This is a genomic window from Ruegeria sp. HKCCD6119 (genome assembly GCF_013110585.1).
Taxonomy (GTDB): Bacteria; Pseudomonadota; Alphaproteobacteria; order Rhodobacterales; family Rhodobacteraceae; genus Ruegeria.
In genome coordinates this window covers 41,073-63,700 of record NZ_WVQV01000007.1, presented here as the reverse complement: position 1 = coordinate 63,700, position 22,628 = coordinate 41,073, and the positions used below count along the sequence as shown (strand labels likewise).

At 55.7% G+C, this 22,628-nt stretch carries 20 protein-coding genes; 14 read left to right on the top strand and 6 right to left on the bottom strand.

All coding sequences use genetic code 11. The features are described 5' to 3' along the window. Positions 1-10 precede the first annotated feature (10 nt). Together GS611_RS15265 and GS611_RS15260 are read right to left on the bottom strand one after the other, a co-directional pair. Positions 11-1,369, bottom strand: a complete 1,359-nt coding sequence (locus GS611_RS15265; protein ID WP_171637059.1) for an amidohydrolase family protein — start codon at positions 1,367-1,369, stop codon at positions 11-13. Positions 1,370-1,440: 71 nt separating this feature from the next. Next, a complete protein-coding gene (locus GS611_RS15260; protein ID WP_171637057.1) occupies positions 1,441-2,952 on the bottom strand; it encodes an amidohydrolase family protein in 1,512 nt (503 codons plus the stop codon). Positions 2,953-3,143: 191 nt separating this feature from the next. On the opposite strand from GS611_RS15260, the gene GS611_RS15255 reads away from it, so the two are divergent. After that, complete coding sequence (locus GS611_RS15255) at positions 3,144-4,175, top strand: AraC family transcriptional regulator (protein ID WP_171637056.1); 1,032 nt, start codon at positions 3,144-3,146, stop codon at positions 4,173-4,175. Further along, entirely contained in the window at positions 4,172-4,540 is a 369-nt protein-coding gene (locus tag GS611_RS15250; RefSeq protein WP_171637055.1) for a DoxX family protein, read from the top strand. Before GS611_RS15255 ends, GS611_RS15250 begins: the two co-directional genes overlap by 4 nt. Before the next feature lie 293 nt (positions 4,541-4,833). Here the strand turns inward: GS611_RS15250 and GS611_RS15245 are convergent, their stop codons facing one another. Beyond that, entirely contained in the window at positions 4,834-5,028 is a 195-nt protein-coding gene (locus GS611_RS15245) for a SlyX family protein (protein ID WP_152460143.1), read from the bottom strand. Between the two features lie 129 nt (positions 5,029-5,157). Here GS611_RS15245 and hisS point away from each other — a divergent pair, with 129 nt between their 5' ends. From hisS to hisG, 3 genes are read left to right on the top strand one after another with little or no spacing between them, the layout of a single operon-like run. Then, positions 5,158-6,645, top strand: a complete 1,488-nt coding sequence (gene hisS / locus GS611_RS15240) for a histidine--tRNA ligase (protein ID WP_171637054.1) — start codon at positions 5,158-5,160, stop codon at positions 6,643-6,645. 3 nt (positions 6,646-6,648) lie between these two features. Further along, on the top strand, positions 6,649-7,737 hold the full coding sequence (locus tag GS611_RS15235) for an ATP phosphoribosyltransferase regulatory subunit (RefSeq protein ID WP_171637053.1): 1,089 nt from the start codon (positions 6,649-6,651) through the stop codon (positions 7,735-7,737). Further along, positions 7,734-8,429, top strand: coding sequence for an ATP phosphoribosyltransferase (gene hisG / locus GS611_RS15230; protein ID WP_171637052.1), 696 nt, complete (start codon positions 7,734-7,736; stop codon positions 8,427-8,429). The genes GS611_RS15235 and hisG overlap by 4 nt, the downstream gene beginning before the upstream one ends. Here hisG and GS611_RS15225 read toward each other — a convergent pair. Both GS611_RS15225 and GS611_RS15220 read right to left on the bottom strand, forming a co-directional pair. Then, complete coding sequence (locus GS611_RS15225; RefSeq protein WP_171637051.1) at positions 8,426-8,809, bottom strand: hypothetical protein; 384 nt, start codon at positions 8,807-8,809, stop codon at positions 8,426-8,428. The two genes, hisG and GS611_RS15225, sit on opposite strands and share 4 nt — an antisense overlap. A 98-nt stretch (positions 8,810-8,907) precedes the next feature. Continuing rightward, positions 8,908-9,339: a DUF1489 domain-containing protein gene (locus GS611_RS15220; protein WP_171119093.1), complete on the bottom strand. Its 432-nt coding sequence runs from the start codon at positions 9,337-9,339 to the stop codon at positions 8,908-8,910. Positions 9,340-9,468: 129 nt separating this feature from the next. Between GS611_RS15220 and GS611_RS15215 the strand changes: the two genes are divergently transcribed. From GS611_RS15215 to GS611_RS15195, 5 genes are all read left to right on the top strand, one after another. Continuing rightward, positions 9,469-11,751 (top strand): adenosylcobalamin-dependent ribonucleoside-diphosphate reductase, encoded by a 2,283-nt coding sequence (locus tag GS611_RS15215; RefSeq protein ID WP_171637048.1) that lies wholly within the window; start codon positions 9,469-9,471, stop codon positions 11,749-11,751. Between the two features lie 687 nt (positions 11,752-12,438). Then, on the top strand, positions 12,439-13,335 hold the full coding sequence (locus GS611_RS15210; protein ID WP_171637046.1) for an NAD(P)-dependent oxidoreductase: 897 nt from the start codon (positions 12,439-12,441) through the stop codon (positions 13,333-13,335). After that, entirely contained in the window at positions 13,328-15,040 is a 1,713-nt protein-coding gene (locus tag GS611_RS15205; RefSeq protein WP_171637044.1) for an IlvD/Edd family dehydratase, read from the top strand. Before GS611_RS15210 ends, GS611_RS15205 begins: the two co-directional genes overlap by 8 nt. Further along, complete coding sequence (locus tag GS611_RS15200) at positions 15,037-16,389, top strand: NAD(P)H-dependent oxidoreductase (protein ID WP_171637042.1); 1,353 nt, start codon at positions 15,037-15,039, stop codon at positions 16,387-16,389. Before GS611_RS15205 ends, GS611_RS15200 begins: the two co-directional genes overlap by 4 nt. Next, complete coding sequence (locus GS611_RS15195) at positions 16,386-17,375, top strand: SMP-30/gluconolactonase/LRE family protein (protein ID WP_171637041.1); 990 nt, start codon at positions 16,386-16,388, stop codon at positions 17,373-17,375. Before GS611_RS15200 ends, GS611_RS15195 begins: the two co-directional genes overlap by 4 nt. 60 nt (positions 17,376-17,435) lie before the next feature. Here GS611_RS15195 and GS611_RS15190 read toward each other — a convergent pair whose 3' ends face one another. Then, the gene (locus GS611_RS15190) at positions 17,436-18,365 is read right to left on the bottom strand and encodes a LysR substrate-binding domain-containing protein (RefSeq protein WP_171637039.1); all 930 of its coding nucleotides are present in this window, start codon (positions 18,363-18,365) and stop codon (positions 17,436-17,438) included. Between the two features lie 98 nt (positions 18,366-18,463). Between GS611_RS15190 and GS611_RS15185 the strand changes: the two genes are divergently transcribed. The 4 genes from GS611_RS15185 to GS611_RS15170 are packed head-to-tail and all read left to right on the top strand — an operon-like array spanning position 18,464 to position 22,474. Continuing rightward, positions 18,464-19,312 (top strand): MaoC family dehydratase N-terminal domain-containing protein, encoded by an 849-nt coding sequence (locus GS611_RS15185; protein WP_171637037.1) that lies wholly within the window; start codon positions 18,464-18,466, stop codon positions 19,310-19,312. A gap of 8 nt (positions 19,313-19,320) precedes the next feature. After that, positions 19,321-20,472, top strand: a complete 1,152-nt coding sequence (locus GS611_RS15180; protein WP_171637035.1) for an acyl-CoA dehydrogenase family protein — start codon at positions 19,321-19,323, stop codon at positions 20,470-20,472. After that, the gene (locus GS611_RS15175) at positions 20,472-21,647 is read left to right on the top strand and encodes a CaiB/BaiF CoA-transferase family protein (RefSeq protein WP_171637033.1); all 1,176 of its coding nucleotides are present in this window, start codon (positions 20,472-20,474) and stop codon (positions 21,645-21,647) included. Before GS611_RS15180 ends, GS611_RS15175 begins: the two co-directional genes overlap by 1 nt. Then, positions 21,647-22,474 (top strand): CoA ester lyase, encoded by an 828-nt coding sequence (locus tag GS611_RS15170; RefSeq protein WP_171637031.1) that lies wholly within the window; start codon positions 21,647-21,649, stop codon positions 22,472-22,474. Before GS611_RS15175 ends, GS611_RS15170 begins: the two co-directional genes overlap by 1 nt. Positions 22,475-22,628: the final 154 nt, after the last annotated feature.

The following is a 22,628-nucleotide window of genomic DNA, read 5'->3' as shown; positions in this document are numbered from 1 at the left end:
CGCCCATCGCTCAGTTCAGCGTGTTCTTGTAGATCACGCCGTCCTTCATGATGATTTTTAGATTTGTGTCCGGATCCTTCATGATCTCGATGTTTTCCAGAGGATTGCCATCGACCAGCAATAGGTCTGCATAGGCGCCTTCTTGAATGACGCCCAACGGGCCTTCTGGGTATGGATTCATCTGGCCGGTCAGAGCATTCAGTTCTCCGGCTGTCGAGGTAAACGACTTTAGTGTCCGGAAGTTGCCAATAGCTTCTGAGAAAAACTCGAACTCATCTAGCGCGCGATCATCATATTCGCGACCAGTATTCCATTGGGGAATATGATCTGATGCAAGAACCACTTTCAGGTCAGGGTTGTTTTTCATGACTTCCAGCAAGTTTGCCGATGCGTCCCGAATAACGCTCCACTTTGCAAAGCTTTCTGGTGGATAAGCCTTTTCAGCTTGTTCCACTGAGATTGAAAACACTGGCGAAAACGCAGTGGACAGAAACATGCCGTTTTCAATCATCGTCTTGGCCTGCTCATCGGTCAGATAGGGTGCGTGCTCAATCGACATCACGCCATTGTCGATAGCCTGCTGAAGCGCAGCAGCGGTGTGTGCATGAGACGCGACATAGGTATCCCAGCGCTCCGCCACCTCAACGACTGCTTGGACCTCTTCATCAAGAGGGCCCGAATGAAGTGGATCAAACAAACTTGTTACACCGCCTCCGGTGAACAGTTTGAGCTGTACCGCACCGCGACGGAATGCTTCACGCGCCGCGCGCAGGGTTTCCGCCCGCCCGTCAGCGATAATCGTAACATAATCTTCGTAGAAATGTTGCCGTCCGCCAGCGATATTCGGGTGGGAGTCATTCAATTCACGGAAATCTCCATGACCGGATGTTGTGGTGATCCAGTTTTCCGTGGGATAGATGCGAGGCCCCACCATGACGCCCTCGTCGATGATTAGACGCATGAAATTTGACGGACCACCCAGATCCCGTACTGTGGTAAATCCGTTCATCAGCATCCCTTCGGCACGATCTGCGGCCAACGCACCATGAGCGTAGGGATGCAGCCCGTCGCGCGATTGCGTTTGCACGGGCCCGAAGGTCGAGATATGAACGTGCATATCCAACATACCTGGCATCAGTGTGCGCCCGCCACCGTCAATAACCGTAGCATCCGGCGCGTCGATGGTCTCTGCCGAGACCTGCTTGATAAGGTTGGCCTCGACCAGAACGCTGGCATTCTCGATCCGCGCCTCGTTCATGCCGTCAAAGACATGAACATTGGTGAACAGGGTCCGTGGCGGCGCGTCGTCCTGCGCAAGAGCGGCAGAGCAGGTCAGCGACAAGGCCAGTACTGCTCTCAGGGAAGTCATTGTTTTGATCTTCATCACAACTCTTTCTCTTAACAATGGAAGGCAGGGCCGAAGCCCCGCCTCCCGAGGGATTATTGCAGAGTGTTCTTGTAGATCACGCCATCCTTCATGATGAGGTTGATGGTCTTGATGCCACGCGGACGCGGTTCTGCGTTGAACCATGAAGGGTTTCCGCCCAGAACAGTGATGTCCTCAAGCGGATTTCCATCGACAAGCAGAATGTCGGCGTATGCGCCTTCCTCGATGACACCAAGAGGTGCGGGGTAAGGGTTACTGCCACCGGTCAAGGCGGCAAGCTTGCCGCCAGTGGACGTCATTGCTTTCAGTGTTTCATAGTTGCCAAATGTATCTGCGAATATCCATTTCTCATGGTCCCGGTGGTGTCTTGCGGCCATGCCATTGGTACTCACGATGTCGATTGAGAACACAATGTTCGGCTTCACCTTTTTGATGACTTCAGCGAAGTTTTTTGTTCCCTCTTTCATCATAAGTGTTCTGGCGTACTCAAATGTTGAAGGATTGCCATAGACCGGATGGGTCAGGATGTCTTCGCTCATGACGGCTGCAATGTAAGGAGAAATGAAGGCACCTTTTTCCTTCATCAACATGGCCGTGTCTTCCTGTAGGAACTGTCCATGTTCAATCGACATGACACCCAAAACGAGCGCACGGCGAATGGCTTCATCAAGATAAAGGTGCGCTGCAACATAGGTTCCACGCGTTGCAGCTTCTTCTACTGCGGCGATAATTTCAGCGTCGGTGTATTGAGAGGCCTCAAAGGGACCTTTGTTGCTGGCAACACCACCGGCCATCATGATTTTCATATGGGTGGCGCCCGCATTAAAGTTCCTGCGAACGGCTGCTCGAACTTCATCAGGGCTGTTTGCAATGTGGTATATGCCATTGCGCCAGGTGCTACTCTGTTGGGGACTTGTCTGGCTTTCAAACAAGAGATCACCGTGACCAGCGCTTTGGCTGATCATCCCGGCAGCGCTGTAGATGCGAGGTCCTTCCATTAGGCCGTTGTCGATGACACGTCGCAATCCGTCGGCCATGCCCCCCATATCACGCACTGTCGTGAAGCCATCGTAGAACCACTCCAATGCGGCAGACGAGGCATGTCCCGCCATATAGTCCCACCTGGCTATTTCCATGCCCGGACGCCCGCCGTCCATAGAAAGGTTAAAATGCGTATGGCTATCAATCATGCCCGGCATCAAGGTGCGTCCCCCGCCGTCAATGACATTGGGCGACAGTTCGACTGTCTGCGTCCCTTCTTCGCCCTCGATGATGAAAGTGTAGCCACTGCTGCCGCTATGAATTTCTGAATACAATGGCCCACTCGGACCAGCTTGCACTTCCCATGTACCGGTCTCTGGAATGTCTTCGGCGACCTTGTGGATCTTGTTGCCGACAACAAGAACATCCAGGTCCAGAAGACCATCGGTGTTCCCATCAAAAACTTTCACGTTTTTGAACAAGGTGACTGATGGCGCTTCCTGCTGAGCAAATGCAGTCGAGGTGGACAGCGTCAGCGTTACAAATGTCAAGGCAGCGAAAACTCTTTTGCAATATCTTGCCATGTCAAATCCCTAGTTGCGTGATCGATGTCGACTAGTTCATTTCATTTTATGAATATGACACCTTCATTTGGAAAATGCTTGACCGTATCCTAAGGTTAGAGATTTTTCGGTTAGAATTTGGTCAGGTTGTTGAACTTTTTTCTGGAAAGCACGCCGTGGCGCAGGCACGAGTCCCAGTAGAGGGAGCAAATATGTTCGGGAATCGCAAAACACCAAAAGACTCTGATCTGCCATTGGTGCGGGCAACAGTACTGGCGCCGGTCGTCGCGGCGTTACGCGCGCGGGGGCAGGATGCTGATGATGTCTTCGCACATCTGAGTTTTGACGCGGCAACTATGATCGCACCTGAGCAATTTCTGTCACATGAAACCGTATATGCAGCCTTCAATGCCGCATCTGAAGCCGAAGGAGCAGATTTTTGCACTCGGGTTGGCCAGTCTGTTGATCTCAAGCGCTTCCTTCCAAAAGGGCAGGAGCTTGCAAAGGCCTATACGCTGGGTGACTTGTTCACACGTTTCACCCAGATTGTTTCGAAGGAGTCAAATGCAGTCACTCAGTCCTTAGTCGTAGAAGACGAATATGCTTACTTTGCGGCCCGACGGCATTTTCGCTCGTCAGTGTCACCTGCCCAAGCCGATGGCTTCATGATCGGGATCTGGATTTCTTTGCTGCACCGAGTGATCGATTTCCGTTGGGATCCGCGTGAGATCGTACTGCAACTGGCCAACCCTAACGTTTTGCCCAAACAGTTTTACGGGGTCACTGGCATTCCCTGCGACGATCGAGGGTTTTCGATACGCTTCCCATCCATCTGGCTGAACCATCGCCTCTCAGAGGACATGATGGAGAACAACCCCGAGTATCACCCATCAGTCATGGAACTTGCGGCCCCGCTCGATTTTTTGGCCGGGTTCGAAGACATCGTCCGGTCTCGACTGGCTGATCCGGCGTTTACAGCGGTAGAGGCCGCGCGCACGGTCGGTTTGCATCCAAATACCCTGAATGCGCGTCTGTCGGAACGTGGCGAGACAACATCCAAGGTAATTGCACGCATGAAACGAGAGAAAGCGATTGAACTGTTGGGTGTGAAATCCTGCTCGGTCACTGACACCGCTCAGCAACTCGGGTTTTCCGACCCGACTGCATTCTCACGGGCGTTCCGGAGGTGGACTGGTCAGTCCCCACAGGCTTTCAAGCGCTCTTACACGGAACCAGAAGAATGACCTTAACGATAGTCATTGCGCTCCTGTCAGCGTTCTTCCTGCTCGCGAGCTCAATCAAACTTGCGGGTTGGCAAAGGAAGATCTTCGAAACACAGCTCGCAATGTTCGAAAGCTATGGCCTCAATCGGCAGGCCATGTTCTTGGTGGGTCTCATTGAATTGTTCGGAGCCGTCACAATCTGGTTCCAACAGTCCTGGCTGGGTCCGCTCGGAGCAGCAGCACTTTTGGCAACATCCGTCGGAGCCATCTTCTGTCACCTGATATTTGACTCCTGGAAAGACGGAATCCCCGCAATGATAACCGCTGCTGTTTCTGCATCTGTGCTTTGGCACGGTTGGAGCAGCATAAGTTCGGTCTTCACGTGAACCGCAGGGTCTATTTGGTTGTCCCAAGCAGACTGTTCGGAAGGTTTTAATGCAGAAAGCTGCCGTTCATGGATGTCCATGGAAATAGCAATTAAGCGCCGGAAGCGCCAATTGACGCCATTGGGCCGGGCGGCGGGTTTGTCCGCACTACTGACAACTGACTCATACCCGGCGCCGTTACCCAACGCGGTTTCTGTCCGAGTGTGACGGTTCGGCCCTGAGACGTTTCGTACAAAACGGACTACCAAGCCCCAAGCGCCTGTACAAAACGGAAGAAACGGCCTCCCGGCCACTCAATAATGCGGCGGGCGTTCGTCACCAAAGACAACGCCGCCTGATCCTTCCTGCGCCCGTTCTGCTTCGCGCTGCAATAGCATTTCAACCCGTTGGGTCAGCCGGTCGATTTCCGACTGTTGTCTGGTGACGACCGTGTTCAGCTCGTCCACGGTACGGGTCAGATGGGCGATCTCTTCTTCCAGATGCTGCATGGGGAACTCCTGTCTTGCGCTGGTCATAGCGACACAGTCGGCCCAAGGCCAGAGAAAGCGCGCCTTGCCCCGATGCGGACCATGGGATAGACCGCGCGCGGAACAAGGACACTCCCAAGGACGCCCCACATGGCCAAGCCCAAGAAACAGCCCCGCCCCAAGGCCGTCACGCCGAAAGGGTTCCGTGACTATTTCGGCGAGGAAGTCACGCAGCGCACCGAGATGCTGCGGACGATTGCGGGCGTGTATCATCGTTACGGGTTCGACGCACTTGAAAGCAGTGCGGTCGAGACCGTCGAGGCGCTGGGCAAGTTCCTGCCCGACGTGGACCGCCCGAACGAGGGCGTCTTTGCGTGGCAGGAGTTTGACGAGGGCGGCAACGGCGATTGGATGGCGCTGCGCTATGATCTGACAGCACCTTTGGCCCGGGTCTATGCCCAGCACCGCAACGATTTGCCCACGCCCTATCGCCGCTATGCGATGGGTCCGGTCTGGCGCAACGAAAAGCCGGGGCCAGGGCGGTATCGCCAATTCTATCAGTGTGATGCGGATACGGTGGGGACGGCCAGCATGGCTGCGGACGCCGAAATCTGCGCCATGCTGTCGGATACGCTGGAAACCGTGGGCATTCCACGCGGCGATTATCTGGTCCGGGTCAACAACCGCAAGGTTTTGAACGGCGTGCTCGAAGCGATGGGTTTGGGTGAAGACACGGCAGCGCGCGACGACGTTCTGCGCACTATCGACAAATTCGACAAAGTTGGCGGGCAGGGCGTGCGCGAGTTGCTGACCAAGGGCCGGCTGGATGCCTCGGGCGCGTTCATCGACGGTGTGGGCCTGTCCGACGATCAGGCCGAGCCGGTGATCGCCTTCCTGACCTCCAAAGCCAATGATGCCGCTGGAACGCTGGCCAACCTGCGAGCGGCCGTGGGTGACAGCAAAATCGGCGCCGAAGGCATTTCGGAATTGGAACAGATCGGCGAGTTGCTGGCCGCGGGCGGCTATGGCGCTGATCGCATCCAGATCGATCCCTCGGTCGTGCGCGGTCTGGGTTATTATACCGGGCCGGTCTATGAGGCCGAACTGACCTTTGAGATCTTCGACGAGAAAGGCCGCAATCGGCAGTTCGGGTCCGTATCGGGCGGCGGGCGCTATGACGATCTGGTGAAGCGTTTCACCGGACAGGAAGTGCCCGCGACCGGCGTTTCCATCGGTGTTGACCGCCTGCTGGCGGCCCTGCGCGAAAAGGGTCGGATCAGCGCCCAGGCCAAAGGCCCTGTGGTCGTCACCGTCATGGATCGCGACAGGATGGCCGATTACCAGGCGATGGTGGCCGAGCTGCGCAACGCGGGCATCCGGGCCGAGGTCTATCTGGGCAATCCCAAGAATTTCGGCAATCAGTTGAAATACGCGGACAAGCGCAACTCTCCGGTTGCGGTGATCGAAGGCGGGGACGAAAAGGCAAAAGGCATCGTGCAGATCAAGGACCTGATCCTTGGAACCAAAATCGCCGAAAGCGCCACGCTGGAGGAATGGAAAGAACGCCCCAGCCAGTTCGAAGTATCGCGCGCTGATTTGGTCGCGAAAGTGCGTGAAATTCTGGACAGTCAGGACTGACCCATGCCCAACCGTTCCCAAATACAGGCCCGTGCCGCGATGATGCGTGTTCGGTTCGAGGCTGCGGGCGCGCAGGTGGTGGATACGCCTCTGTTGCAACCCGCTGAAATGTTGCTGGACCTTTATGGCGAGGATATCCGCGCCCGTGCCTACGTCACCTCGGATGCGCTGCGGGGCGAGCAGATGCTGCGCCCGGACTTCACCCTGCCTGTTGTTCAGATGCACATGCGAGACGGGGCCGAGCCTGCACGCTATACCTATTCCGGTGAGGTGTTCCGCCGTCAGGAACACGACCCGGACCGCTCGAACGAGTATATTCAGGTGGGGTATGAGGTGTTTGACCGCGAAGATCCCGCTGGTGCCGATGCCGAAGTGTTTTCGCTGATGGCGCTGCAACTGCGCGGGCTGCCCTTGCGTGCGGCAACCGGGGATATCGGTATCCTCACCGCCGCGGTCGAAGGGCTGCGTACGACCGAGCGCCGCAAGGCCGCTCTTATGCGGCACCTGTGGAGACCGCGCCGATTCCGTATCTTGCTGGATCGGTTTGCAGGTCGCAAGGCGCCCTCGGAAGGGCGCACCGCGCTGCTGGACGCTGCCAATCCGATGGCCTTTGATGCCCCTATGATCGGCAAGCGCCGCAAGGCCGAAATCGCAGCGCGCATTGAAGCCCTGCGCGAAGACCGTGATACGCCGCCGATTTCCGACAATGAGCTGGCCGGGCTGGAAACGTTGCTGAATGTGCGCGAGACCATGCCATTTGCGCTGGAACAGCTGCGCGACGTGGCGGTGGATCTGCCGCAGGTCACGCCCGCCCTGGACCGGCTGGAGGCGCGTGTGGCTGCACTGCAAGCACGTGGAGTCGATGTCGAGCGGTTGGATTTCGAGGCCGCCTATGGTCGGACATCAATGGAATATTACGATGGTTTCGTTTTTGGGTTTTATGCGGAAGGTCGGCCTGATCTGCCTCCGATCGCCACGGGCGGGCGCTATGACGCGCTGACACGGCAATTGGGCCGTGGAGACGAAATCCCGGCTGTCGGCGGCGTGTTGCGCCCCGACCTGATGCTGGAGATCGAGGAGGGTGCTGTATGAGCCTGAAACTGGGTGTGCCCTCGAAGGGCCGGTTGATGGAAAAGACCTTCTCGTGGTTCGAAAAACGCGGCATCACCTTGTCACGCAGCGGATCGGACCGGGAATATGCGGGCAAGGTCGAAGGGATCGACGGTGTCTCTCTGATCCTGCTGTCGGCGGGGGAAATCCCGCGTGAACTGGCGGCGGGGCGGATTCATCTGGGCGTCACCGGGATCGATCTGGTGCACGAGAAACTGCCGCGCTGGGAACAGCAGGTTGAAGAGGTTTCGCAGCTTGGATTCGGCAAGGCTGATCTGATCGTCGCAATCCCGGCATGTTGGGTCGATGTCGATACGCTTGATGATCTGGACGCGGCAGCAGCCGCGTTTCGCAAAACCCATGGCCACCGGCTGCGGATTGCCACCAAGTACCACCGTCTGGTTCGGGAATTCCTGACAGAAGCGGGCGTGGCCGATTACACGCTGGTCGACAGTCAGGGCGCGACTGAAGGCACGGTGATGAATGAAACCGCTGAAGCAATTGCCGACATCACCTCGACCGGAGAGACCCTGCGCGCGAACCACCTGAAGATCCTCTCGGACGGTCTGATCCTGCAATCGCAGGCCACGCTGTGGCGTAGTCGGGTGGCCAGTTATTTGCCTGATGACAAGCGGGTGCTTGCGGAAGTAATGGACCGGGTGAGCAAAACTTAATCAGGGGCAGCGGTCACTGATTTGCTGATGTCAAAACGTTTTGACCTGCACGTCCCTTTCCATTTTTTGAACACGACATTCTTTCTCAGGTCGAATGTCATGGTGCCGGTGTTGCCGCCTCCGCAGTTCGCGCTGTCGAAGTTGAAACTGATGGATTGCTTTTTGCTGTTCCCCGAAACGCTGGCGCCGTTGATATTTTGCAGCGTTGAGGATGTGATGCCTGCAATGTTGCCGCCGGTAATTGTAACCGACACCGGGAACGGATTTTTGGACGGCACGGTCAGGCTATAGGTTCCATCCTTTGGGGCGGCGAGAACGCTTGTTCCACCTGCTACAAATACAGCCGCCAATACGATTGTTCGAAATTGTCCAATCATCATAGATTGCCCTCGTTAACTTAATAAAATCAAGTAAACATTCTATGCGATTTTGTTGGCATCCTCAAAGCATCACATTGCGGATGGTCTGGTGCCGGCCTTTATAGAACCCCGATTTCCGCCAGGGCGCGGTTCAGATCATCGGGTAGGGCATCGTCCTGCTCGCGGTTTTTCGGCAAATCGGCAGGGGTATCTTCAGGCTTGAGATAACGCCATCCCTGAAACGGGCGTTTCAGGGCGTTCTGTGTGCGGTGCAGCTTGGGGTCCAGCACAATGGCACAGCGGCGGATACCATCGTCTCCGATCACTTCATCCAGCCGCAGGATCCGTTGGCGACACTGGATTACGCCCTTGATGACCCAATAGATCGATCCGCCGTTCAGAATTTCGGCTTCGCGCTTGGGCCACATGCGGGTGACGTGGCGTGGCAGGCCATCTGCGAACCGCTGGCGATAGCTGTCCTGCCAGGCCATCAGCGTGTCGACGCTTTCCGAACCAACGGACAGTTTTATGAGGTTTACGTAATTATCCACAGCTTTCCCACAGAGTCGTCCCTAGGATCATCTTTATATTGTAGCTTGGTTCCAGATGTCATCAAGGTGTTGTGGTGCGCATGTGATTTGAGGTAGTCTGGATACCTCTTTCAGCACAGGGAATCACCAATGAGCCGCTTTGCCGCCCCCATCGCCGAGCAGATCTGGGATATGAAGTACCGCTTTAAACAGGCGGATGGCACCCCCATCGATCAGACGGTTGAAGACAGTTGGCGGCGCATCGCCCGTGATCTGGCGCGGGTGGAAAACGACCCGGGGCACTGGGAAGAGAAATTCTATGAGGCGCTGGAAGATTTCAAATACCTGCCTGCCGGGCGGATCACAGCAGGTGCCGGCACCGCGCGTCAGGTGACCCTGTTCAACTGTTTTGTCATGGGTACGGTGCCCGACAGCATGGGCGGCATTTTCGACATGCTGAAAGAGGCCGCGCTGACCATGCAGCAGGGCGGGGGGATCGGCTATGATTTCTCGACCATCCGCCCGCGTGGCGCTGACGTGAAAGGCGTCGCGGCGGATGCGTCGGGGCCGTTGAGCTTTATGGATGTCTGGGACGCCATGTGCCGCACGATCATGTCGGCGGGCTCGCGCCGGGGCGCTATGATGGCGACCATGCGCTGTGACCACCCGGACATAGAACAGTTCATCACCGCCAAATCCGACCCGGCCCGCCTGCGCATGTTCAACATGTCGGTTCTGGTGACCGATCCTTTCATGGAAGCGGTCAAGGCCGATGCCTCATGGGATCTGATCTTTGACGGCAAGGTCTATCACACGGTTCAGGCGCGTGATCTGTGGAACAAGATAATGCAGGCCACCTATGACTATGCCGAACCGGGCGTGATCTTCATCGACCGGATCAACCAGGCCAACAACCTTAGCTATGTTGAAACCATCGCGGCCACGAACCCGTGCGGCGAACAGCCATTGCCGCCCTATGGCGCCTGCCTGTTGGGTTCGATCAATCTGGCGCGTTTGGTGGTTGAACCGTTTGAGGCAAAAGCCCATTTGAATGAAAAGGCCCTGCAAGAACTTGTCGCCACGGCTGTCCGGATGATGGACAATGTCGTTGATGTGTCAAAATTCCCACTGGCCGAACAAGAGGCTGAAGCGCAGGACAAACGCCGCATCGGGCTGGGCGTGACCGGACTGGCGGATGCGCTGTTGATGCTGGGCCTGCGTTATGGGTCCGACGAGGCGGCGCGTCAGACCGAGCGCTGGTTGCACGCGATCGCCCGCGCCGCGTATCTGGCGTCGGTCGACTTGGCCAAGGAAAAAGGGGCGTTCCCCCTGTTCGATGCCGAGAAATATCTGGCCAGCGGCACGATGCAGCAGATGGATGACGATGTCCGCGAAGCCATCCGTGCACACGGTATCCGCAACGCGCTGCTGACCTCGATCGCGCCCACTGGGACGATCTCTCTGTACGCGGGGAACGTGTCGTCGGGGATCGAGCCTGTTTTTGCCTATGCCTACACCCGCAAGGTTTTGCAGAAGGATGGCTCGCGGACCGAGGAAGAGGTGGTGGACTATGCCGTTCAGATGTGGCGCGACAAGTTCGGCGATGTCGAGCTGCCCGACTTTTTCGTGAACGCCCAGACCTTGACCCCGGCCGAGCACGTCAAGATGCAGGCCGCGGCACAGAAATGGATCGACAGCTCGATCTCGAAGACGATCAACTGCCCCGAGGACATCTCGTTCGACGCCTTCAAGGACGTGTATATGCAGGCCTGGGATCAGGGCTGCAAGGGCTGCACCACCTATCGCCCGAACGACGTGACCGGCTCGGTTCTGACCGTCTCGGAAAGCGACGACAAGGTGCCGGGTGAAAGCGCGGATGCCCCGCACGAGGTGGATGGCGGCGATGTCATCTACATGTCCGAACCGCTGGATCGGCCGCAATCGCTTGAGGGTTCGACCTACAAGCTGAAATGGCCCGACAGCGAGCACGCGATCTATTTGACCATCAACGACATCGTCATCGGTGGCCGCCGCCGTCCGTTCGAGGTTTTCATCAACTCGAAGAACATGGAGCATTACGCCTGGACGCTGGCCCTGACCAGGATGATCTCGGCCGTGTTCCGGCGCGGTGGTGACGTGTCTTTCGTGGTCGAGGAACTGAAGGCCGTGTTCGATCCGCGCGGCGGGGCTTGGGTGCAGGGCAAGTATATCCCCTCGATCCTGGCGGCAATCGGCGGCGTGATCGAGCAGCACATGATCGCGATCGGGTTCCTCGAAGGCGAAGGGATGGGGCTGAAATCCGACCCGCAGGCGCAGGTGGTCAACATGGACGCCCCCCGCGGCAGGGCCTGCCCGTCCTGCGGCCAGTATGACATGGTGATGATTGAGGGCTGCATGACCTGCCGCAGCTGCGGGCATTCGAAATGTGGTTGACGCTGGGGGTGGGTGCTTTGATGTTGTGGCGTTTCATGCGACATGACCTAAACGTTTCAATAGATCATTTTGGCTGGTGATATGAGAAAACGGCCTCGGATTTCTCCCGGGGCCGTTCCCAAGTCTGACAGGGACAGACGAATGAGATGGCGCTGGGCGGAAGGCATTATCAGGCTTTGATACGAGGGGCGGAAAGCGAAAGTTTGCGGCATGTGCGACGAGTGTTTCCATCAGACGCAAAGCAGACTTACAGCAGGTTGCCTGAGGCAGCTTGCAGGCCCTTCAACTTGATAAATATGCATCAGTAAACCGCTCATAGGTGTTTGATGCCTGAAGTCGTGGAGTCGCTTACGCACTATCGGAATCCGATAGTGCGATGATCGTTGGATTGCTAAGGTCTCTCCCAGCAACCAGAAAAACGAGCCTCCGGTCCCACGTGAAGAACAACCCAAATTTTAGAGTTTATAATAATGCAAATTCAAAGATTAAAGATCAGAAACTTTCGCTCAATTAAGTGTTCGGACATAGACTTCCAAAACTACAATGTTTTTGTCGGCCCTAAGGCACCTTCGCCCCCTCAACCTATGCCAACCACGCGAATGCCGACCGGGGCGTTCTCGATAGAGAATGCCAGATTGAAACTCATGCAGTGATACTTCTTCCGAAAACAAAGGGAAGGAGATCGACATGCGATTTGGATTTGTCGGTTTGGGTCAGATGGGTGCGCCAATGGCGGCGAACCTTGCCAGCTCAAACAACGTAATGGTCTTTGATCTCAGCGAAGACGCCATGAATGCCGCCGCTGAAGCCGGCGCCAAGAAGGCCGGTAGTGCTGCAGATTTCTCAGAAGTGGACGTGCTGATCACTTGTTTGCCAAGTGGTGGGATCGTGGAAAAGTCACTGTTCGACCCTGAACATGGGATTGCACAGCATCTTTCAGCCGACACGGTTGTCATCGATACCTCAACCATAGAATACGGACTGACGCTCAGTATTAGCGAGCGTCTTTCAGCCCTCGGGTTGCGTTTTCTCGATGCGCCCGTCTCTGGCATGTGGAAGCGAGCCCAGGAGGGCACGTTGACGATGATGATCGGAGGTGACGGTGAGATTGTCGAGGCGCTGCGGCCAGCTCTGGCAAAAATGTCGAACCGCATCCTGCACACTGGCGCTGTTGGCTCAGGCCAGCTCACCAAGCTGATCAATCAGCTTCTCTTCGATATCAACGTGGCGGCTCTGGCCGAAATCCTGCCGATGGCAAAGAAGCTGGGCCTTGATCCGGAAAACACCGCCGAGGTTGTGAATTCAGGGACCGGCCGCAGCTATGCGTCGGAATATTTCATTCCCCAGGTCCTCGAAGGCAAGTTTGACACCGGCTACCCGCTACAAGCGGCCTACAAGGATCTGATCAGCGGTGCTGAAATCTCAGCCCGTTATCAGATCCCGGCACCTGTGTTGGCTGCCGCGACAACCACCTATCAGCAGGCACTTCTTGAGGGCCATGGGGACAAAGACAAGGGCGCGATGGTGCTCGTCTATGAACGACTGCTTGGTGTCGATTGCCGGAAGGAGGAACAGAATGTCTGAAGGAAAAGGTATTCAGGGTGGGCTGACAAATTACGGAGATAAGGACTTCGCATCTTATCTACGCCGTTCATTCGCCCGCTCTATGGGGCTATCACGTGAAATGCTTGACAAACCGATTGTCGGGATCGCGATGACCCCTTCGGGCTTCAACAACTGCCACAGAGCGATGCCTGAGCTCGTCGAAGCTGTCTCGCGCGGTGTGCTGGCTGCAGGAGCTTTGCCGCGACCGTTTCCAACAGTGTCACTTGGCGAGGTCTTTCTGAACCCGACCAGCATGGTCTACCGGAACCTCATGTCCATGGACACTGAGGAGATGGTTCGCGCGCAGCCAATGGACGCGGTGGTTTTGATCGGTGGTTGCGACAAGACAGTTCCAGCCCAGCTGATGGGTGCGGCGTCCGCTGACATTCCCGCCGTGCAACTTGTGACTGGCCCGATGATGACCGGTCGCCACAAGGGTGAACGTCTGGGCGCCTGCACTGACTGCCGCCGTTTTTGGGGTAAGTTTCGCGCTGGTGAGGTCGAAGGGGAAGAGATAGCCGATATCGAGGGCCGATTGGCGACAACGGCCGGCACCTGTGCTGTCATGGGAACAGCGAGCACTATGGCGTGCATTGCCGAAACACTTGGCATGTCTTTGCCTGGTACAGCAGCAATTCCATCTGTTCACGCTGACAGGCTGGTCGCAGCTGAGGAATGCGGCAAACTGGCTGTTGATCTGATCCAGAACCCTCGCAAACCAAGCGAGGTCATCACCGAGAAGTCGGTAGAGAACGCTTTCCGCGTGCTGATGGCCGTCAGCGGGTCCACCAATGCCATCGTTCACCTTACAGCTGTTGCGGGTCGTCTCGGCATCCGGATATCACCCGAACGCCTCAACGAAATCTCGGACGAAACGCCGGTTTTGGTTGATCTGAAGCCAGTAGGTGAAGGGTACATGGAAGATTTCTATGCCGCTGGCGGTGTCGGAGCAGTCTTGCGCGAGATCCGCCACCTACTGCACCTCGAAACGGTGGATGTAACAGGTCAAACCCTAGCGGAGCGTCTGGACGACGAACCTGATTGGGTTGATCGCCGGGTAATCCGGTCGTTTGATGATCCTGTTTCAAACGAGGGCGGATTGATCAGCCTTTATGGGAACATCGCGCCTCAGGGGGCCATTTTCAAACGCGCTGCGGCGACACCAGAGCTTTTTGAAGTAGAAGGCCGTGCCGTCGTCTTCGACAGTCTCGAAGATCTCGCCAAACGAATTGATGACCCGGACCTCGACATTGAGGCCGACGACATCATGGTTTTGAAAAACGCGGGACCAGTGGCTGCGGGAATGCCGGAGGCCGGGTATCTGCCGATCCCAAAGAAACTGGCACGGAAAGGTATCAAGGATATCGTGCGAATTTCAGACGCGCGGATGTCTGGAACGGCTTTCGGAACCATCGTTCTTCATATGTCACCCGAGTCCGCGGTTGGCGGGCCATTGGCTGCTGTCGAGAATGGAGATCGTGTACGTCTCTCGGTCGCTGACAAGCGTATCGATCTGCTGGTCGATGACGCCGAGATCGCCCGCCGTCTTGAACAGCACAAACGCCCGGAGTTGCAAAGTCGCGGGTATCGCGGGCTTTACAGCCGGACGGTTCTGCAGGCCGACGAAGGCTGCGATTTTGATTTCCTCACGCAAGAAGGCTGGTCCAAGGAGAACGCCGAATGAACCTCTTTACGAAACTTCAGGAGCGCGCAGCGAGTGGCCAGCCGGTTCGTGTTGGAATGATCGGTGCGGGTAAGTTTGGCACGATGTTTCTTGCACAGTCACTTCGATTGAAGGGGATTCATATCGTTGGTGTCGTTGATCTGCGTCCTGATGCTGCCAAATCCAATATGAAGCTCGTTGGCTGGGATGCTGCGGCTTACGCAGCATCCAGCCTGGATGATGCGGCAACATCAGGCGCAACCTTCGTCGGCGATGATTGGGAAGCGCTGACATCGCATCCGGAAATTGAAATCATCATTGAATGCACAGGGAACCCGATCGCAGCCGTCACGCACTGCCTCAAGGCGTTCGAGAACGGCAAGCACATCATCAATGTAACAGTTGAAGCAGATGCTTTTGTCGGGCCCGGTCTGGCCAACAAAGCTCGGGAAGCGGGACTAATCTACAGCATGGCATATGGAGATCAACCTGCGCTTGCCAGTGACCTGGTTGATTGGGCGCGGGGCTGCGGTTTCAGCGTCGTTGCGGCTGGTCGCGGCCACAAATGGATGCCGCATTACCGGCAATCGACGCCTGACACCGTGTGGGATCATTGGGGTTTAACGAAGGAGCAAGCGGAACGCGGGCGGCTGAACCCCAAAATGTTCAATGCGTTTTTGGACGGCTCGAAGCCAGCCATTGAAAGTGCGGCCATCGCCAATGTGTGCGGGTTGGACGCCCCTGAAAATGGCCTGGTCTTCCCTTCGGGTGGGATCGATGACATTCCAAATCTGGCGCGGCCGCGCTCAGAGGGCGGGGTGCTGGATCACAAGGGCATGGTGGATGTTATCTCTTGCCTCACACCTGCAGGCGAGCAGATTCCGCATGACATTCGGAAAGGCGTTTGGGTCTGCTTTGAGGGGGACACCGAGTACCTGCGCAACTGCTTTGAAGAGTACAAAGTCGTGACCGACGACAGCGGACGCTACATGTGCAACTACAAGCGCTGGCACCTGATCGGGCTGGAGCTCGGGATCTCGGTTGCATCAGTGGGTATTCGCAAGGAGCCTACAGGGGCGGCGCATGAATTCCGCGCCGATGTTGCGGCTGTCTCGAAGCGCCAGTTGAAGAAGGGCGAAATCCTTGATGGCGAGGGTGGATACACCGTGGCCGGTGGTCTTCGCCCAGCATCGATTTCTGTTGCTGAGGGCTACGTCCCACTCGGCCTTGCCCACAATGTCACGTTGATCAGAGATGTTCCTGAAGGTCAGCCGGTAAAATGGAGTGACGTGCAAGCAGATACGAACACGGACGCCTATCGTTTGCGGCGTGAAGTCGAAGCGAGTATTTCGAAGAACCTCGCGGCATGACCCACGAACCAAGCATATCCTATATCGGAAAAGGTTTAAGCCGTCCGGAATGTGTGCTTGCGACCCGTTCTGGCGATATTTTTTGCTCGCATAAAGGCGCTGGCGTCATGCGGATTCTTCCAGATGGTCGCCAGTTCCTGTTGCAAGACGACACTGAGTTTGGCGGAATGCCGATCGTGCCAAACGGGATTGCGCTGCGGCAAGACGGCTCGTTCCTCATTGCCAACATCTCTGATGCAGGGGGGATCTTGGAGCTGGATACGGATGGTGTGAGACCACATGCCATCGCTGCCAAGGAAGACGCGCTTCCACCGGCGAACTTTGTCTATGTCGATGAACTTGGCAAAACCTGGGTAACGGTCTCATCGAAGCTGCGGCCGCGCTCACGGGCCTATCGGCGTAATGTGAAGAACGGCTATGTCGGACTGATCAATTCCGACAATTCCTTTTCGATTGTCTTGCAAGGGCTGCACTACACCAATGAACTGCGTCCCGACTATGGAAACGGGTGGCTCTACATCGCGGAAACCTTTGGTCAGAAGATCACGCGCGTGCGCCTTGATGAAAAGGGTGTGCATGGTGAGCCGGAACTCTTCCTCCAGTTCGGGCCTGGCACGTTCGTGGATGGTATCGAACTGGACGGCGCTGGCGGACTTTACGCGGCCTGTATTGTATCGAGCGAACTTTATCACATTGATCCCGAAGCAGCTCCTACCCTGGTAGTCGGGGAACGCGACAACGCTTGGATAGAAAGTGTTGAAGCAGCACTCGATGATCACACGATGGATCGAACGCACTTTGATAGTTCGCCTGCCGAGAGGCTTAAGAACATATCTAGTCTGGCTTTTACGGGAGAGAACCGCGACCGGATTGTTTGCGGAAACTTGTTGGGGGATTCACTACCAGTTCTTGATGCTCCCCATAGTGGCCCCGAGCCACCATACTGGAATGTAGAGGTTCCAATTTGGGGCACACAAGTTTCCTGATCTTCCCGATAAGGGGCTTCCACCGGACCAAGAGTTAGTCCTTCTATTTCCTCAGAAAAACTAAGGGCTCGCGCTTGAAGCAGAGTTTTCCATCATCAATCTCTCACCACCTGGACTCGACTCAACCAACATATCAACGAGCGCGCGTGCTGCGGGCGGTAAGTTGGTCCGATCTCTAACGAGGACAGATCGGGTACGGATTGACCAGTCATCTTGCAGATTCAACAAGGCGATGTTCATCGTTTTTCTGTGGCGATTGGCTGCGGATTCCGGAACGATACCTATCCCAACTCCGGCCTCGATAAGCCGACACATCGCTTCAAAGCTCCGGACTTGTAAGCGAAGGTGCTTTTCATATCCACTACGTCGAAATTGCCGCCTTAAAAAGTCAAGGAGTGTACTGCCCTCGTGCAGCGAAATATGCTCAAAACTCAAGGTATCTTTGAACATTACGCCATCGGATTTGGTCAATGGATGATGAGCTGACGTTGCGAGCATCAATCTATCAGTTGAGAATGGAATGATGTCGAGGTCATCCGTCTTTGGGTCACCGGAAATTACTCCGAGATCGGATGTGCCATCTGCAACTGAGCGAACAATGTCACGTGTCAGACGTTCCTGTAAATCTACCGTAACTCCCGGCCATCTTGACAAAAAATGCGCCAGCGTTTCTGGTAAGAACTCAGTCAATGCAGTGGTGTTTGCCGAGATTCGAATATGGCCGGAATCCGGGTTGATCATTTCCTCGATCAGAAAGTCGACTTGACGGAGAACCAAACGCGCCTGACGTAAGAACACCTTGCCTGCATCGGTCAGCGTGACGCCTTTGTTGCTTCGTAAGAACAATTGCTGCCCGGTTTCCTGTTCGAGCGATTTTATACGGGCGCTGGCTGCCGGTGGCGACAGAAATGCTTTTTCGGCTCCATGTGTAAGATTTCCACATTCGGCAATGCATACAAAGAGCTTCAGATCGATGAGTTCAAGGTTCATGGCGTTCACCTAACACGAACGCGGGATTATTTATATGCGAATTTTCTGAAGGCAAGAACTGTGTAACCCTGTCTTTGAAGCTGACTGTCGAGGGTGCCATGGAACAGGAACAACTCCAGGAATGGGTGGGGAAAACGGAACAAAGGATTGAGCGTATCGCGCCATTCCCGGCGAACGCGTTGGCCGCGACACTCGATCGTGACGACCCGGTCTACAGCAACGAGACCGCACTGCCACCACTTTGGCACTGGTTGCATTTCCTGCCGGTCTTCAAACTGTGTGATGCCGGGTATGATGGTCATGCTGCCCTTGGTGGTTTCCTTCCCCCGGTGCCTTTGCCGCGTCGGATGTGGGCAGGTAGTAGACTGAATTTCCATGCTCCAATGCAAATTGGACAAGAACTAAAGAAAGTTTCGACAATCAAATCGGTGAAGGCGAAAACCGGGCGGTCCGGTCAATTGGTCTTCGTAACTGTTGGCCACCAGGTTTTTGACGGCGGCACGCTTGGCGTCGACGAAGAGCATGACATCGTCTATCGCGAAGAGCCGAGCGCGGACGCGCCTGCGCCCGTGCCACCTCAAGCCCCCGACATCTGGGAGTTTAGTCGTGACATCGATCCCGACCCGGTTCTTCTGTTCCGCTATTCTGCGCTGACCTTTAACGGGCACCGGATTCACTACGATCAGCCGTTCTGCGTGAACTCGGAAGGATACAATGGGCTGGTTGTGCATGGCCCTCTGCTCGCCACACTCCTGCTCGATCTGCTGCGCCGCGAAAAACCAGATGCGACCGTGAAGAGTTTTGAATTCCGGGCGATCTCAACAATCTTCGACTATGAAACCTTCTCGGTTCATGGCGCTGCGGAAGAGGATGGAAAGACCTTCCGTCTCTGGGCGCGTCGGCAGGATGGCGCGCTTGCCATGAACGCCAAAGCAATGATTGCGTGAGGTGTGGTATGGAATTCGACCACATAGAAATCCGGGAAGCCGTTCAGGCACTTTGCGCGACGTTCCCACCTGAATATCACCGGGAAATCGACGAACAACGTGGCTATCCGGAAGCTTTTGTAAAGGCCCTGACGGAGGCTGGTTGGCTAGCCGCGATGATCCCGGAAGAATATGGCGGCTCGGGTCTTGGCCTCACCGAGGCGAGCGTCATCATGGAAGAGATCAACAGGTCAGGAGGCAACTCCGGCGCTTGTCACGGCCAGATGTACAATATGGGTACCTTGCTGCGTCACGGCTCGGACGCGCAAAAGCAGCGATATCTGCCCCGGATCGCCAGTGGCGAATTGCGACTGCAATCTATGGGGGTGACAGAACCCACAACCGGGACTGATACCACCAAGATCAAGACGACCGCGGTTAAGAAGGGGGACCGCTATGTTGTAAACGGCCAAAAGGTCTGGATCAGTCGCGTTCAACATTCCGATCTGATGATCCTGCTGGCCCGCACCACCCCGATAGATCAGGTCAAAAAGAAGTCGCTCGGCATGTCGATCTTCATGGTCGATCTCAAAGATGCCATGGGTAGTGGGATGGATGTGAACCCCATCCCGAACATGGTCAATCACGAGACCAATGAGCTCTTCTTTGACGATCTGGAAATCCCCGCTGAGAACCTGATCGGAGAAGAGGGCATGGGCTTCCGCTATATATTGGACGGGCTCAATGCAGAACGCACACTGATCGCGTCTGAGTGTATCGGAGACGGCTATTGGTTCGTCGAAAAGGTGAGCGCCTATGTCAAAGAGCGCGAGGTTTTTGGCAGGCCCATCGGTCAGAACCAGGGTGTTCAGTTCCCGATTGCCGAAGCCAAGATCGAGCTGGAAGCCGCCAATCTTATGCGGTTCCAAGCCTGCCAGCTCTTTGACACGGGCCAGTCCTGTGGGGCTGAAGCCAACATGGCCAAATATCTGGCAGCGAAGGCCAGCTGGGAAGCGGCCAATGCCTGCCTTCAATTTCATGGCGGGTTCGGTTTTGCCAACGAATACGACGTGGAGCGAAAATTCCGCGAAACCCGGCTTTATCAGGTCGCTCCAATCTCCACCAATCTCATTCTGTCTTACATCGCCGAGCATGTCCTCGGCCTGCCGAGGTCATTCTAATGCTCCCACTTGAAGGAATTACAGTCGTCAGTCTTGAACATGCGATTGCCGCACCTTTTGCGACCCGCCAGCTTGCCGACTTGGGCGCGCGCGTGATCAAGGTTGAGCGACCTGGCGTTGGAGATTTCGCGCGCAGCTACGACACGCGCGTGAACGGGATGGCTTCGCATTTCGTCTGGACAAACCGGTCCAAAGAAAGCCTGACGCTGGATGTCAAACACCCTGACGGGGCCGAGATTCTGCAAAAGCTGGTCGCGAAAGCGGATGTTGTTGTTCAAAACCTCGCCCCAGGTGCAGCGGCGCGGCTTGGTCTTGGATATGAAGAGCTGTCCAAGGTTAACCCCGGTGTCATCGTCTGCAATATCTCTGGATACGGCAAAGGTGGGCCGGACGAAAACCGCAAGGCCTACGATCTTCTGATCCAGTCGGAAGCCGGTTTTATGAGCACCACCGGAACGCCGGATGATCCAAGCAAAGCCGGGATCTCAATCGCGGATATTTCGGCCGGAATGTACGCTTATACGAACATCCTGACAGCGCTCATGCAACGTGAAAAAGCCGGCCAGGGCTGCGAGATCGATCTGTCCATGCTGGATGCGATGACCGAATGGATGAGCTATCCGCTCTACTACGCCTATAAGGGGGCTGAACCTCCTGCGCGTGCCGGGGCCAGCCATGCCACTATTTTCCCTTATGGCCCCTTTTCTGTCGGGGACGGGCGCACGGTCATTCTGGGCCTTCAAAATGAACGCGAATGGAAAGCCTTCTGTGAACTGGTGCTTGAAGCACCTGGGCTTGCAGCAGACTCGCGATTTTCATCGAACAGCCTGCGCGCTGAGAACAAGATCGCACTTACCCAGATCATCACAACCAGTTTCGATGATCTGACAACCGAAACGGTGATCGAGCGGCTGGACCGGGCCGGTATCGCCAATGCGAATATGAATGACATGTCCGACGTCTGGCATCATGTGCAATTTGAAGCCCGCAATCGTTGGCGTGAGGTGCAAACACCAAAAGGGTCAATTCATGCGCTGCTTCCGCCAGGTGGAATTGGATCAGAGCCTCGTATGGATGCCGTGCCTGCGCTAGGTGAACATTCCACTGATCTCCTTGCAGAGCTTGGCTACTCAGGCAGTGAAATCTCAAGATTGCAAAATGAAAGGGTGATCTGATGCCTAATCTAAAGTCAGCCCACAGCTTTCTCTTCGTTCCCGGGGACCGGCCAGAGCGTTTTGCCAAAGCGGCAGCCGCAGGTGCACATGCCATTATTATTGACCTTGAGGATGCGGTGTCACCCGAGACCAAAGTGAAAGCACGATATCATGCGCGAAGCTTTCTGGACAAAATAGTCGGCCAAGACATACTGATCCGGATCAATGGCATTGACAGCGAGTTCCACGATGAAGATCTTTCACTGGCAAGTCACAAAAACCTGGCAGGCGTAATACTTCCCAAAGCCGATGCAAAGAGCTGTTCGGAATTGGTACGAAGGTCAGGAACGCCTGTCTGGCCACTCATCGAAACCGTGCATGGCCTCGTCGATCTAAGGGAAATCGTGACTTTGCAGAATCTTGGGCGTCTTCTGCTTGGTACAATTGATTTATCCATGGATCTGGGGGTGGATATTTCAAATGCTGCCAGCCAATCCACACTCGACACAGCGCGCTTCATGCTTGTGTCAAATTCTCGGCTGGGCAACCTTCCTCCGCCGGTAGATGGTGTTTTCACAAACTTGAACGACGAAATTGGGCTTCAACGTGCGGCAGAGCATGCGAGAGCGTCTGGAATGGGTGGCATGATGTGTATTCATCCGCGCCAAACAGAAATTGTTCGTACTGCATTTTCCCCGAGTTCCAGTGACTTCGAATGGGCGAATGCTGTTCTCCAAGCCTCTAAAACCGAAAAAAGCAGCTTCCAGTTTCGTGGCCAGATGGTTGACAAACCGGTGCTTGCCCGCGCGCAACAAATTCTCGAAGCGCGGCAAGCACAAAGCTCTTGAAGAGCTCCGTCAGTCGCCGGTTCTAATGGTTCTAGATGTGCTTAACCAATCCAGAAGCGAAAGACCCCCAAAGGCTCCTTAGCAAAGAGGATGAAACAAAGCTTATGTTCATCGCGAAACGCGATGGCTCCGTTATCGAACCAATTCTGGGCAG